Annotated in this window: 13 protein-coding genes and 1 pseudogene; 10 read left to right on the forward strand and 4 right to left on the reverse strand. The window is 62.4% G+C overall.

Annotated features, from left to right (window positions below; genetic code table 11):
* Window positions 1–4 precede the first annotated feature (4 nt).
* The 5 genes from ACHMXK_RS19490 to groL all read left to right on the forward strand — a co-directional run bounded on the left by ACHMXK_RS19490 (window position 5) and on the right by groL (window position 6545).
* Window positions 5–1576 (forward strand): ABC transporter substrate-binding protein, encoded by a 1572-nt coding sequence (locus ACHMXK_RS19490; protein WP_397442175.1) that lies wholly within the window; start codon window positions 5–7, stop codon window positions 1574–1576.
* 10 nt (window positions 1577–1586) lie between these two features.
* The gene (locus ACHMXK_RS19495; protein ID WP_397442176.1) at window positions 1587–2900 is read left to right on the forward strand and encodes an acyl-CoA thioesterase/BAAT N-terminal domain-containing protein; all 1314 of its coding nucleotides are present in this window, start codon (window positions 1587–1589) and stop codon (window positions 2898–2900) included.
* A gap of 34 nt (window positions 2901–2934) precedes the next feature.
* Window positions 2935–4098 (forward strand): CMD domain protein, encoded by a 1164-nt coding sequence (locus ACHMXK_RS19500; protein WP_397442177.1) that lies wholly within the window; start codon window positions 2935–2937, stop codon window positions 4096–4098.
* A gap of 453 nt (window positions 4099–4551) precedes the next feature.
* Entirely contained in the window at window positions 4552–4842 is a 291-nt protein-coding gene (gene groES, locus ACHMXK_RS19505; protein WP_096667046.1) for a co-chaperone GroES, read from the forward strand.
* A 50-nt stretch (window positions 4843–4892) separates the two neighbouring features.
* A complete protein-coding gene (gene groL, locus ACHMXK_RS19510; protein WP_397442178.1) occupies window positions 4893–6545 on the forward strand; it encodes a chaperonin GroEL in 1653 nt (550 codons plus the stop codon).
* 113 nt (window positions 6546–6658) lie between these two features.
* On the opposite strand, the gene ACHMXK_RS19515 is transcribed toward groL, so the two are convergent.
* On the reverse strand, window positions 6659–8125 hold the full coding sequence (locus ACHMXK_RS19515) for an ATP-binding protein (RefSeq protein WP_397442179.1): 1467 nt from the start codon (window positions 8123–8125) through the stop codon (window positions 6659–6661).
* Complete coding sequence (locus ACHMXK_RS19520) at window positions 8122–8844, reverse strand: response regulator transcription factor (protein WP_397442180.1); 723 nt, start codon at window positions 8842–8844, stop codon at window positions 8122–8124. The genes ACHMXK_RS19515 and ACHMXK_RS19520 overlap by 4 nt, the downstream gene beginning before the upstream one ends.
* A gap of 98 nt (window positions 8845–8942) precedes the next feature.
* Here ACHMXK_RS19520 and ACHMXK_RS19525 point away from each other — a divergent pair.
* The 5 genes and pseudogenes from ACHMXK_RS19525 to msrA all read left to right on the forward strand — a co-directional run bounded on the left by ACHMXK_RS19525 (window position 8943) and on the right by msrA (window position 12808).
* Window positions 8943–9570, forward strand: a pseudogene (locus ACHMXK_RS19525) (cytochrome b/b6 domain-containing protein).
* Window positions 9567–10364, forward strand: coding sequence for a molybdopterin-binding protein (locus tag ACHMXK_RS19530; RefSeq protein WP_397442181.1), 798 nt, complete (start codon window positions 9567–9569; stop codon window positions 10362–10364). The pseudogene ACHMXK_RS19525 and the gene ACHMXK_RS19530 overlap by 4 nt, the downstream one beginning before the upstream one ends.
* Window positions 10365–10453: 89 nt before the next feature.
* Window positions 10454–10726, forward strand: a complete 273-nt coding sequence (locus ACHMXK_RS19535; protein ID WP_397442182.1) for a pentapeptide MXKDX repeat protein — start codon at window positions 10454–10456, stop codon at window positions 10724–10726.
* 34 nt (window positions 10727–10760) lie between these two features.
* On the forward strand, window positions 10761–12053 hold the full coding sequence (locus tag ACHMXK_RS19540; RefSeq protein WP_397442183.1) for a cytochrome c biogenesis protein DipZ: 1293 nt from the start codon (window positions 10761–10763) through the stop codon (window positions 12051–12053).
* A complete protein-coding gene (gene msrA, locus ACHMXK_RS19545; RefSeq protein ID WP_397442184.1) occupies window positions 12050–12808 on the forward strand; it encodes a peptide-methionine (S)-S-oxide reductase MsrA in 759 nt (252 codons plus the stop codon). Before ACHMXK_RS19540 ends, msrA begins: the two co-directional genes overlap by 4 nt.
* Window positions 12809–12900: 92 nt before the next feature.
* Here msrA and ACHMXK_RS19550 read toward each other — a convergent pair whose 3' ends face one another.
* Window positions 12901–13110 (reverse strand): DUF805 domain-containing protein, encoded by a 210-nt coding sequence (locus ACHMXK_RS19550; protein ID WP_397442185.1) that lies wholly within the window; start codon window positions 13108–13110, stop codon window positions 12901–12903.
* Window positions 13111–13145: 35 nt separating this feature from the next.
* Window positions 13146–13952, reverse strand: a complete 807-nt coding sequence (locus ACHMXK_RS19555) for a DUF3047 domain-containing protein (protein WP_397442186.1) — start codon at window positions 13950–13952, stop codon at window positions 13146–13148.
* Window positions 13953–14012 lie beyond the last annotated feature (60 nt).

Consider the following 14012-nt stretch of genomic DNA (forward strand, 5'->3'; position numbering starts at 1 on the left):
CGCCATGAACTCCCGCAAGCTTTCCCTCATCGCCGCGGCCGTGCTGGCCGCCAGCGCCGCCGTATCTGCCCAGACCCTGTCCATCGGTTTTGCCGACCCGGTGTCGTCGGTCGACCCGCAGCTCAACAACCACGCCGGCGACCGCTCGCTGGCGCTGCATTTCTGGGACTCCATCATCAACTCGCGCGACGGCGGCAAGCTCGAACCCGCTCTCGCATCCAGCTGGAAAGCGCTGGACGACAAGACCTGGGAGTTCAAGCTGCGCAGCGACATCAAATGGCAGGATGGCAAGCCCTTCAGCGCCGACGACATCGTGTACTCGTTCCAGCGCGCACGCAACGTGCCCGGCACCGTGGCCTCGTACACGGGTGCACTGCGCACGGTGGAGTCGACCACCGCGAAAGACCCGCACACCGTCATCGTCAAGACCAACACGCCCAACCCCATGCTGCCGCTGGACATTGCGTCGATCTACATCGTGAGCAAACATGTGGGTGAAAAGTCCAAGACCGAGGACTACAACGCAGGCCGCGCCGTGATCGGCACCGGACCCTACAAGTTCATCTCCTACAGCCCCGGCGACCGCACCGTGTTCGAACGCAACCCCGGCTATTACGGGCCCAAGCCGCTCTGGGACAAGGTCAACTACCGCTACATCAACAACGGCGCGGCACGCACCGCCGCGCTGCTGGCCGGCGACGTGGACGTGATCGACAAGGTGGCCGTGACCGACGTGGCCAAGCTGAAGAAGACGCCGTCCGTCAGCGTCTACACCTATCCCGGCTTGCGCGTGCTGCTGCTGCAGCCGAGCTTCCGCCCCGGCCCCAACGAGTTCATCACAGACAACGCCGGCAAGCCGCTCGACAAGAACCCCTTGCAGGAGGTGAAGGTGCGCCAGGCGCTGTCCGTCGCCATCAACCGCAAGGCCATCGCCGACCGCATCCTGCAGGGCACGGTGACCGAAGCCAACCAGTGGATGCCCAAGAACACCTTTGGCTACAACCCCGAGGTCAAGGACATCGCCTACAACGTCGAGCAGGCCAAAAAGCTGCTGGCCGAGGCCGGTTTTCCGCAAGGCTTCCAGATCACCATCCACGTGCCGGGCGACCGTTACCCGCAGGCACCCGAGACCGTGCAGGCCGTGGCCCAGTTCTGGACCCGCGCGGGCGTCAAGACCAAGGTCGAGGTTGTGCCCTGGAGCGTGTACGCCGGCCGCGCCGGCAAGAACGAATACGCCGTGAGTGTGATCGCCTGGGGCAATGGCACGGGCGAAGCCGGCTATGGCCTGCTGCAGACCCTGGCCAGCAACGACGCCAAGCGCGGGCGCGGCTCCAACAACTGGGGCCGTTACAGCAACGAGGCCGTGGACAAGGCGCTGGACGCCGCCACCGTGGAGTTCGACGCCAAGCGCCGCGAAGCCATCTTTCGCCACTCGGTCAAGCTGGTCAGCGACGACGTCGGCAACATCCCACTGTTCCATTACCAGAACATCTGGGCCGCCAAAAAAGGCCTGAAAGTGGTGCCGCTGCTGAGCGACCGCACCACATCGATGCAGGTCAGCCCCGTCGCCCAATAAGGAAGGTCGCATGTCGTCCGCCACCCTGACCGTCAGCCCCGAAGACGCCTTGATCGACGTGCCGCGCCGCATCGCGGTGAACGGCCTGGCGCCCGGTGAAGAAGTCACGCTGAGCACCCACACGTTGCGCGGGCCGGGCGTGGTGTGGCGCGCCCACGCCAGCTTCCGCGCCGATGCCCACGGCGTGGTGGACCTGCAGCGCGACGCCCCGCTGGCCGGCAGCTACAGCGGCTTGTCGACCATGGGGCTGCTGTGGTCGCAGGCGCCCGAGCAGGAAGGTGCATCACGCGAGGTGTTCGCGGCCGAGCCCGCATCCGCACTGGCCACCGAAGTAACGCTGCAGCGCCACGGCGCGCCCGCCCTGCAGGCGCGCCTGGTGCAGCGCTTGCAAGGCGCCGGCGTGAGCCGGCGCGAGCTGCGCGAAGAAGGCTTGGTCGGCACCCTGTTCACGCCCGCCGGACCCGGGCCACACCCCGCGGTGCTGGTGCTCAACGGCTCGGGCGGCGGCATCAACGAGCCGCGCGCCGCCTTGTACGCCTCACATGGCTACGCGGCGCTGGCACTGGGTTATTTCAAGGCGCCGGGCTTGTCCGACTACATCTCCAACACGCCGCTCGAAATTTTCGAGACCGCGCTGCACTGGCTGCACCGCGAGCTGCGCCCCTTGAACGGCTTCGTCGCGCTCAGCGGCCAGTCGCGCGGCGGCGAGCTGGTGCTGCTGCTGGGCTCGCTGTTCCCGGAACTGGTGTCCGCCGTCATTGGCTATGTGCCCGGCGCCGTGGTGCACAGCGCGCAAAACGCCTGCGACCCGGCCACGGGACGCGAAGGGCCGGCCTGGACCTTTCGCGGCCAGCCCCTGCCCCACCTGTGGCAAAACAACCGCAGCGCCAGCTGGGACGCCTGGGACAAGGGGCCCGAGCCGCGCCGCCATGCCAACGCGCTGCTGACCGCGCTGCAAGACCCGGAGGCCGTGGAGCGCGCCCGCATCCGGGTGGAAAACATACGCGGCCCGGTACTGCTGCTGTCGGCCAGCGACGACGGCTCCTGGCCGTCCAGCCTGTACGGCCGAATGGTCACCGAGCGGCTGGCGCAGTTCCAGCACCCCTACGCGGTCGAGCAGCTCGATTTCGAGGGCGGCGGGCACTCCATCGTCTTTCCTTACGTGCCCACCACGCAGTTGGTCTATGCCCACCCGGTGTCGGGTCGGCTCAGCACCACCGGTGGCTCGCCGGCCATCAACGCCCATGCCGATGAAGCGTCATGGGCTGGCACGCTCCTCTTTTTAGAGCACGCTACGCAGACCCCACCTGGGCTACAGGCCTAAAACACTTAAAAATTGAATATTTCAGGAGTCCGCCATGTCCTCATCCCTTCCCGTCGCTGATCTGATCGACACCTTGGCCGCCTTGCCGGCCGGCAGCGCTGTGTTTGCCGTGCGCCACCAGCGCGACAAGGTGGTGGCCGCCACGCAAGGCAGCTACGACAGCATTTTTGACCCCGCGCTGAGCGGCGCTCCATCCCTGGCCGAACGCCTGCTGGCGGCCCACGACATCGCGCGTCTGGCCGGCAGCGCGGTCTTGCAGGCCCACTACCGCGAGCGCCTGCAGACCCTGCCGCTCACGTCGGCGCAGCAGGCCGCGCAGGGCGGCCAGCCCCCCAACGGCGACCCGCGCCTGCAAGCCATTCTGGGCTTCACGCGTACGCTGACCGAACGCCCGGTGGAAGGCGACCAGGCCGCGTTGCTTCAGTTGCCCGCCGCCGGCCTCACCACGCCCGAGGTGGTCGCCCTGGCGCAGCTGATCGCCTTCGTCGCCTACCAGTTGCGTGTGGTGGCCGGCCTGCAGGCGCTGGTCGAACTGGGCGATGACATCCACAGCACGCCGGCCGCAGCAGCGGCGGCGGAGGCCCCGTTCGTGCATCCCGCTGACCTGCCCAAACCCGGCGAGCCGGTGCGCGTGAACGGCTACACCAGCGAAACCCTGGACTGGAAGGCCTGGCTGCCGGTGCTGGCCCTGGACCAGGCCACGCCGGCGCAACTGGCCGTGCTCGAGAGCAGCCACCCCAAAGCCAAAACCAGCGACTACTACCGCGTGCTGGCGCACCAGCCGCGCATTCTGGAAGAGCGATCCATCGTCTTCAATGCCATCATGTACGCCCCCGGTGGCCTCTCGCGCGCCGAGCGTGAACTCGCCAGCGCCGTGGTCTCGCGCGTCAACGGCTGCGTCTACTGCGCCTCGGTGCACGCCCAGCGCTTCGAGCAGCTCACCAAGCGCAACGACGTGATTTACCAGGTGTTCACCGAGCCGCAGGGCGCCGGCACCACAGCCCGCGAACGCGCCATCGTGCAGCTCTCGATCGCCCTCACCACCCATCCGGCCCAGTTTGGCGCGGTCCAGTTGCAAGCCGTGCGCGCGGCCGGCTTATCGAATCTGGAAGTGCTGGACCTGGTGCACGCGGTGGCGATTTTTGCCTGGGCCAATCGTCTGATGCTGAATCTGGGGGAGCCGATATTTCCGGGGTAAACCTGGCTACTGGCGAACCCCGAACGCTGGGCAGAAGAGGTCGGAGCGACCCAAGAACAGCGATCTTCCTGGGCAGCCGGGGCCGCTATTGGGTTTGATTGGATTGAACAGCTGACAGCGGCTTTAAGAACTTCCGGCGGTACTCAAAAGTCCAGCGCCATGCAGTTTCTCTCATCAAATCCAATGTAAATCAATGACTTACAAGAACGCCTCACGCATTTGAGGCTCAGGGTTAGATGCGAATAATTCGCAATTATTTGAGCATCAACAATTGGCTGAAACCCGACAGTTCGACCCCCACGGACTTGAAACTGCCACAAAACGGCCTTATCATTAGCACTCGATGGTATGGAGTGCTAACAACCAGCGTTTCAAGCCAGTCCGTTCACAAACACCCGTTTCCCACGGGTGTTTTTTGATTCCAAAACCATTGTTTCAAACCCAGGAGCTCCTATGAAACTTCGTCCCCTGCACGATCGCGTGATCGTCAAACGTGTTGAAAACGAAACCAAAACCGCCTCTGGCATCGTCATCCCTGACAGCGCTGCTGAAAAGCCTGATCAAGGCGAAGTGCTGGCTGTGGGTCCTGGCAAGAAGAACGACAAGGGCGAAATCAGCGCCATGGCTGTCAAGGTCGGCGACCGTGTGTTGTTCGGCAAGTACAGCGGCCAGACCGTCAAGGTCGATGGCGACGAATTGCTGGTCATGAAAGAAGACGATCTGTTTGCAGTCGTTGAGAAGTAATTTCTCGGCTTTCACACATCCCTTAATCAATTGAATCTGGAGAATTAAACATGGCAGCAAAAGACGTCATTTTCGGCGGCGAAGCCCGCGCACGCATGGTCGAGGGTGTGAACATCCTGGCCAACGCGGTCAAGGTTACCCTGGGCCCTAAAGGCCGTAACGTGGTGCTCGAGCGCTCTTTCGGCGCGCCTACGGTGACCAAGGACGGTGTGTCCGTCGCCAAAGAAATCGAACTCAAAGACAAGCTGCAGAACATGGGCGCGCAGATGGTCAAGGAAGTTGCTTCCAAGACCTCCGACATCGCTGGTGACGGCACCACGACCGCTACCGTTCTGGCTCAAGCCATTGTTCGCGAAGGCATGAAATATGTCGCCGCCGGCATGAACCCGATGGATTTGAAGCGCGGCATCGACAAGGCTGTCACAGCCCTGGTCGAAGAGCTGAAAAAAGCTTCCAAGCCCACCACCACCAGCAAGGAAATTGCCCAGGTCGGTACCATCTCCGCCAACAGCGACGAAGAAGTCGGCAAGATCATCGCTGAAGCGATGGACAAAGTCGGTAAAGAAGGCGTTATCACGGTTGAAGACGGCAAGTCGCTGAACAGCGAACTCGACGTGGTTGAAGGCATGCAGTTTGACCGCGGCTACCTGAGCCCGTACTTCATCAACAACCCCGAAAAGCAGTCCGCCATCCTGGACAACCCTTTCGTGCTCTTGTACGACAAGAAAATCAGCAACATCCGTGATCTGCTGCCTACCCTGGAACAAGTCGCCAAGTCCAGCCGTCCTTTGCTGATCATCTCCGAAGATGTCGAAGGCGAAGCCCTGGCAACGCTGGTGGTCAACACCATCCGTGGCATCCTGAAGGTTGTGGCTGTCAAGGCTCCTGGTTTCGGCGATCGCCGCAAAGCCATGCTGGAAGACATCGCCACCCTGACCGGCGGCAAGGTCATCGCTGAAGAAGTCGGCCTGACCCTCGAAAAAGTGACGCTGGCTGACCTCGGCCAAGCCAAACGCATCGAAGTCGGCAAGGAAAACACCATCATCATCGACGGTGCTGGCGCTGCTGCTGACATCGAAGCCCGCGTCAAGCAGGTTCGTGTCCAGATCGAAGAAGCCACGTCCGACTACGACCGTGAAAAACTGCAAGAGCGCGTGGCCAAGCTGGCCGGCGGTGTTGCCGTGATCAAGGTTGGCGCAGCCACCGAAGTCGAAATGAAAGAGAAAAAAGCCCGCGTGGAAGACGCCCTGCACGCTACCCGCGCTGCTGTGGAAGAAGGCATCGTGGCTGGTGGCGGCGTGGCTCTGCTGCGTGCCAAGCAATCCGCTGGCGCCATCAAGGGTGACAACGCTGACCAGGACGCCGGTATCAAGCTGATCCTGCGCGCCATCGAAGAGCCATTGCGCATCATCGTCTCCAACGCCGGCGAAGAGCCAAGCGTTGTCGTGAACGCGGTGTTGGCTGGTAAAGGCAACTACGGCTACAACGCCCAAAACGGCCAGTATGGCGACATGATCGACATGGGTATCCTGGACCCCACCAAAGTGACACGTACGGCCCTGCAAAACGCAGCTTCCGTGTCGTCGCTGATGCTGACAACCGAATGCATGGTTGCCGAGGCTCCGAAAGACGAGTCCGGCGCTGGCGGCGGCATGCCTGGCGGCATGGGTGACATGGGCGGCATGGGCGGCATGGGCATGTAATAAAAATCGCGGGGACGGATGCCGGGTCTTTCAACAGAGACCCGGACGCAGACCCCCGTTTTTGCTGCCCCCAGCCAAAAGGGCCGCAGTGCGTCAAGCACTGCGGCCCTTTTTCACGTGAGCAAAAAAGAAAACACAGCGCCCTTGTCCTCGCGCTGCAGCAGGCGGATGTCGCTCCCGTGCAGTTGCAGAATGCGTTTCACGATGACCAGCCCCAGCCCGCCGGCACGCCCGCCCACAGATGAAAAAACCGGGCGCACAAAAAGACCTTTGCGCAACGCCCCCGGGATACCCGGTCCGGTGTCGCTGATCTCGACACGCACCCCCGCGGCTTCGGGCCGCAGTTGCACCACGATTTCGCCGCCTTCGGGGGTGTGGCTGATCGCGTTGTCCAGCAAATTGGTCAAGACCCGTTCGATCATGCCCAGATCCGCCGTGACGACGGGCAGGCCCGGCACGATGTCCGGGACCAGGCGCTGGCTGCGCGCCTCGGCAGCCAACTCGAACTTCTGGAAAACATCCTGCACCAGATCGGCCAGCGCGAAGCTTTCCAGCTCGGGTTTGACCACGCCGTATTCGAGACGGGCCAACTCGAACAACTCCTGGGCCAGACGCCCGACCTTGCGGCTCTGGCCAAGTGCAATTTCAAGGTAGCGGCGTTGCTCGGCCGCACTCAAGCTATCGGCCTTCACCAGCAGGGTTTCCAGATAACCGTGCAAAGACGTCAGCGGCGTGCGCAAGTCGTGTGAAATGTTGGCGAACAGTTCGCGCCGCTGTTGGTCCCGCAAGGTCAGTTCACGCCACTGTTCGGCGAGACGTTGTGTCATGCGCGAAAAGGCCTGACCCAGCGCGGCGATCTCTCCACCACCCTTGGAAGCTAGTTCCAACTCGGGCGCGGCCTTGTCCAGCGCCACCAGTCCATCCGCCTCGAAGTGGCGTACCGCCACGGTGAGCTGGCGCAGCGGCCGCGTGATCAGGTGAAAAGCCGCCAGCCCCGCGATCAGGCCCAACAAGGCCACCAGCGCCATGGACCAGAGCGTGGAACGCAACACACTGTCGGCCGAAAAATTCGCCGCCAGAGTGTCACGGGCCTCACCAAACAGGACCACGTAGACGTAGCCGGCATCACGCCCGTCCACTTTCAGCGGGGCAGCGCTGAATACTTTGCGCGAGTCAATGCTGCGCGGATCGTCGCCGAAGATGGGCAAGGGTGCGCCTGCCAGCAACTGCCGGACAGGCGCCAGGTCCACCCTGTTGCGTTTCAGATGCCCAGGCGGGGCCGCCTGCGCCTGAATACGTCCATCCGGACCGAGCAGATAAACCTCCACACTGGGGTTGACGGCCATCAATTTGTCGAACAGCTCATGTACCGCCACCTCATTGAATCCCCCAGCTTCCATCAAGGCCGAGTTGTCGGCGATGTGAGCGGCCAGCCCCATGGAGAGGCGCTGCGCCACCTCCTGCTCATGCACTCCATTGGCTTTCGTCTGCAGCCAAACGGATGCGCCGCAACAAGCCAGCAGCAAGACCGCAAACACCAGCGAAAGACGTTGTGACAGGGAAAGCCGGCTAAAACTCATACCTCAGCCTCTTCCGCAGACACCACCAGTTTGTAGCCGCGTCCCCACACCGTGAGGATGCGGCGGGGTTCTGCCGCATTGGCTTCCACCTTGATGCGCAGGCGGTTGATGTGGGTGTTGACCGTGTGCTCATACCCATCGTGCTGGTAACCCCAGACCTGGTTGAGCAAGTCGAGCCGCGAAAAAACACGCCCGGGATGGCGCGCGAAAAAATACAGCAAGTCAAATTCGCGTGGCGTCAATTCGATGCGTTTTCCATCCACCTGTACCTCGCGCTCCAGCGGGTCTATGCACAGGTTGCCCAGTTCCAGCCGGCCGGAGTCCACACGTGCATCACGCGCCATGGCCTCGGTGCGCCGCAGCAGCGCACGCACACGCGCCACCAGTTCCAGCACCGAGAAAGGTTTGGCCAGGTAGTCGTCGGCACCGAGTTCCAGCCCGAGGATGCGATGCACTTCACTGGAGCGGGCGCTGATGATGATGATGGGCGTGTAACGCGCCATGGCGCGGGCACGGCGACAGATTTCGAGGCCATCCACCCCGGGAAGCATCAGGTCAAGCACCAGCGCGTCCCAGTGACCGCGCTCCAGTTCACGCACGCCCGCATGGCCATCCGCCGCATGCACCACCGCAAAACCCTCATCGTGCAGGTGCATGCGCAGCAACTCTGCGATATGGGGATCATCTTCGACGATCAGCACGCGTTTGACGGGGTCCATGACCAAGGATTATCACGCGATCCCTCTTGGGGAGTTATCACAATTAATTGAACTTTCCGTGATGAATCGGCCATGGGGTGCGCCCAATAATCCGCCCCATGAAGCACAAAACCACCCGCCAAGGCAGTGCGCCCATCCACCCGCGGTGGATGCGCATCACCCACTGGCTCAACGCCCTGGCCGTGCTGGTGCTGGTCACCAGCGGCTGGCGCATTTATGACGCCTCGCCACTGTTTCCGTTTCACTTTCCGGCCGCCATCACCCTGGGCGGCTGGCTGGGCGGTGCGTTGCAGTGGCACTTTGCCGCGATGTGGCTGCTGGCCATCAACGGGCTGATCTATCTGTCCCTCAACCTGGCAAGTGGCCGGTTTTTCCGGAAATTCTTTCCGCTGTCACTCTCCGGCATCAAGCACGACATGTTGGCGGCGCTGCGCGGACAACTCTCCCACGCCGACCCACGGCGCTACAACCACGTTCAACGTTTGGCCTACCTCTTCGTGATGCTGGACATCGTGCTGTTGGTGCTGTCTGGTCTCGTGTTGTGGAAGTCGGTCCAGTTCGGTGTGCTGCGCGACCTGCTGGGCGGCTACGAATTTGCGCGTCGCATTCACTTTTTTGCCATGGCCGCATTGGTGGCTTTTCGTGGCCGTGCATCTGGTGATGGTCGCGCTGGTGCCGCGCACCCTGCTCACCATGTTGCGTGACCGCACAGGAAAATCCGTATGAAAATCCTCCAGCGCCCCCCCCTGTCCGGTCTTGGTGTCGACGGCGATGCCGTGCTCGCCGAGGCACGCAAGCTTATTGGTCGCCGCATCGAACAGCCGGCACGCCGCGCCTTCCTGCAGCGTTCGCTGACGCTGGGCGGCCTGTCGCTGCTGAGCGGCTGCAGCATCAGCAACAACAGTGGCGTCGAAGCAGCGCTGACCCACATCTCGCGCTTCAACGACACGGTGCAGGGCTGGATTTTCGACCCCAAACGACTCGCCCCGACCTACCCGGAATCCATGATCACGCGGCCCTTTCCGTTCAACGCCTACTATGGTGAAGACGAAATCCGCGAGGTGGACGAAGCCGGCTACCAACTCGAAGTCACCGGTCTGGTGGCCGACAAACACCGCTGGACCCTGGCCGAATTGCGTGCCCTGCCGCAGCAGGATCAGGTCACCCGCCACATCTGCGTCGAGGGCTGGAGCGCCATTGGCAAATGGGGTGGTGTGTATTTCGCGGACTTCCTGAAACGCGTGGGTGCCGACACCAGCGCCAAATACATCGGCTTCAAGTGCGCGGACGACTACTACACCAGCATCGACATGGCGACCGCGTTACACCCGCAGACCTTGCTGACGCTGAGCTACGACGGCCAGCCCCTGCCGCCGAAATATGGCTTCCCCATGAAGCTGCGCATGCCCACCAAGCTGGGCTACAAAAACCCGAAACACATTCAGGCGATCTTCGTCACCAACACCTACCCTGGCGGCTATTGGGAAGACCAGGGCTACAACTGGTTCGGCGGCAGTTGAGCGCCCTCAAGGCTCAACGTTGTTGAAACTTGCGGCACGTGCTCATCCCGAACCGTGCCATTTCAAACTGACTCGACAAGGACATCCAAATGAACAAACTCTCCGCAACCCTCCTGGCCACCAGCATGGCCATCGCTTCTGTCTCGGCCTTTGCCGCGGACGAGATGAAAAACGATGCCATGAGCAAGGACTCGATGGCCAAAGATTCGATGTCCAAGGATGCCATGGGCAAAGACAGCATGAAGAAAAAGGACTCGATGGCCAAAGGCTCAATGGCCAAGGACGGCATGAAGAAGGACACGATGGGCAAAGATGCCATGTCCAAGGATGCGATGGGCAAAGACGACGCCATGAAGAAATAAACCAGGCGGCCAGCACGCTCAGCCGGAGGTCCTCATGTTTTTTTTCATCCTGTCGTATCTTGGCGGAGCGCTGACCATACTCGCGCCCTGCATCCTGCCGGTGGTGCCTTTTGTCTTCGCACGCATTGACCAGCCCTTCGCCAAAAGCGGCCTGCCCTTGCTGGCGGGCATGGCGCTGACCTTTGCGGCGGTCGGGACACTGGGCGCCGTTGCGGGCAACTGGGCCGTGGCGGCCAACGACTATGGCCGAATCGGCGCCATGGTTTTGCTCGCCGTCATGGGCATGACCTTGGTCGCGCCCCGTTGGGCCGAACGCCTGACACGCCCCCTGGTGGCCTTGGGCTCGCGTCTTTCCAGCGCCGCGGCCAGACCGGCGGGCAGCACAGGCCACCCGGCCTGGTCTTCCTTTTTTCTGGGCATGGCCACCGGGCTGCTGTGGGCACCCTGTGCGGGCCCCATCCTGGGCCTGATCCTCACCGGGGCGGCCCTCGAAGGGCCCAGCGTGCGCACCTCCCTGCTGCTGCTCGCTTATGCGGCCGGCGCCGTGAGTTCGCTGGCCCTGGTGTTGCTGGCCGGCGGCCGGGTGTTTGCCATCCTCAAACGCTGGCTCGGCCTGGGCGAGTGGTTCCGCAAGGGACTGGGGGTGGCGGTACTCGCTGGTGTCACAGCCGTCGCGCTCGGGCTGGACATCGGATTGCTCACACAGTTGTCGTCAGGCGAGGGGGCTTCCCTGGAAAACACCCTGTTTCGGCGGTTGAACCCGCCACCGGCGGAACGCGCAGCGATTCGTTCAAGCGTGTTGAATCCCGGCCATTTCCTCAAGGTGCAGGCACGCCCGAGCTTGCCCCGGCTGGCCACACTGCCCATTGAAGGCAACATGCCGCCGCTGGCAGGTGGCGTCGAATGGCTGAACTCGCCGCCGCTCAGCGCCAGCGAGTTGCGCGGAAAAGTCGTGCTGGTCGATTTCTGGACCTTCGGCTGCATCAACTGCCGCAACGCGCTGCCTTATGTGCGCGCCTGGAGCCGCAAGTACAAGGACCAGGGACTGGTGGTGATAGGTGTACATGCGCCCGAGTTCGCTTACGAGAAAAACATCAACAATGCGAAACGCGCCGTGGGCGATCTGGGCATCGAGTTTCCGGTGGTGATCGACAACAACTTCAGCATCTGGCGCGCGTTCAACAACAACTATTGGCCGGCGCACTACTTCGTCGATGCGCAGGGCCGCATCCGCTTTCATCACTTCGGCGAAGGTGAATACGACAAGTCGGAACAAGTCATCCAGCAACTTCTGGAAGAAGCCAGAACTACCGTGAAACCGTCATGAACACACCATCCAACACCCACCCTCAGCCCACCACCCCGCATTCACGCCTGAAACGACGCGCGCTGCTAAACACCTTGCTCATCGCCTGTGTTGCCGGGGCGGTACTCTGGCAGGTCCACCCTTCGCTGGCGGCCGAAGCCGCGGTGAACATCCCGGCGCCTGCTGATGATCTGGTGGCAACACCTGCCGCCGCCCTCGAAACCGCGGTGCTCGCCGGCGGCTGTTTCTGGGGTGTGCAAGGGGTGTTCCAGCACGTCAATGGCGTGCGCAATGCTGTCTCGGGTTATGCCGGCGGCGAGGCGTCCTCGGCACGTTACGAGGCCGTGGGTTCAGGCCGCACCGGCCACGCGGAGGCCGTGCAGATCACCTATGACCCCAGGCAAATCAGTTATGGGCGCATCCTGCAGATTTACTTTTCGGTCGCGCACAACCCGACCGAGCTGAACCGCCAGGGGCCGGACCGTGGGCCGCAATACCGATCCACCATCTTCGCGCAAGACGCCACACAAGCGCGTATCGCCAAAGCCTATATCGCCCAACTCAACAAGGCCGGGAGCTTTGGCGCACCGATTGTCACCACCACGGAAATGCAAAAACCCTTCTTCCCGGCCGAGGCCTATCACCAGGACTACCTGGTGCTACACCCCAAGGCCTCCTACATCGTTTACAACGACTTGCCGAAAATCGACAACCTCAAGCGACTGTTCCCCGATCGCTACCGTGCGGCACCGGTGCTGGTCGGCAAGGGGGCCTGAGTCCGGCATCACCTGCCATGCTCCAACGAAAAAAGCCGCGTAGGCGGCTTTTTTGCAAGGACTCACGGGGATGACCCGCGACTGGGAACAACTCAAGCCTCGTAGGCAACCGCCCCTTCCCGTTCGGGCTGAGCCCACCAGTACATCAGCACAAAAAAGCCGATCACCGTCAGCATGAGTAATTGCCAACAGCCGTTTTTGCCGATGTCATGCAGGCGCCGCGTGCCCACGGCGAGCGCGGGCAACAGCAGCGCCAGCGACGCCAGCAGCGAAGGCGCAGACTCAGCCGGACGATGGCGCAAACCAGGACCATACGCGCGACACGAAAACCGTCGTCCTATTTTTTGGCCGCGGCAACAGCAGGCAACAGTTTCAGCGGGCCGTAAAAAGCCTGGAGCTGGCCCTCGTTTCTTTCCCCCTCGGTAAAAACCGCAAAACTCAGCAAGGCACCGGGATCTTCGCCAAAAGCCTTGCGGTAGTCCGCGCGGATGTCCCGCTCATAACTCAGCCATTGGTTGTAGCCCTGGTCGCCCGAATCCACAACGAGCTTGCGAATGCGGTCGGTACGGTCATGCATCACGACATCACCCGGCTTGTTAACGCGCGACCAGGCATAAATCAGCGTGGCAAAGGGCAGCTCTTCGCCGGTCAGCATGAGGCTTAACTCCGACAGCAGGGAGTTCTTGATCGAAAAGCGCGACCGATCGCCGTCGAAGGCCAGAACCACGCGCACAGGCACGTCTTCCAGTTCGGCGAGTGAAGCGTTGGCGTCAGCGCCGGGCGGCGGCACGTTCCACGAAAAACTGATGCGACCCAGGTCAGCGGGTTCAATGCGCTGGCGGCGCCGCAAAATGCTGCCCGTCGCATCGGCCGTGGCGCGCACGGCATCGCGGCCTTCGTGCCGCATATAGCTGTAGCGTGTGGACTGTTTGCCCGGAACCCGAAAAATCTCCCATACCAGGTCATCCGCGTTCAGCCCACCGGTTTTCGCAGGGACACTCAGCTCGGCCCAGGTGGTACCGCTCACATCCAGCGCCGGTCCCAGCGTTCCGCCCTGCGAAACCGGCTCCTCGGTGTCTGCGTCGGCCTCCTGCCCCTGATGTGTAGCGCACCCGGACACAAGACTGATGGTCAGCCACACCACGGCAAGGCCTTTAAAACAGCGTGCCGGGAGCGTGGTTTGGCTTGAATTAAAAAAGCGGAG

Source organism: Polaromonas sp. UC242_47 (assembly GCF_044452385.1).
GTDB lineage: Bacteria > Pseudomonadota > Gammaproteobacteria > Burkholderiales > Burkholderiaceae_C > Polaromonas.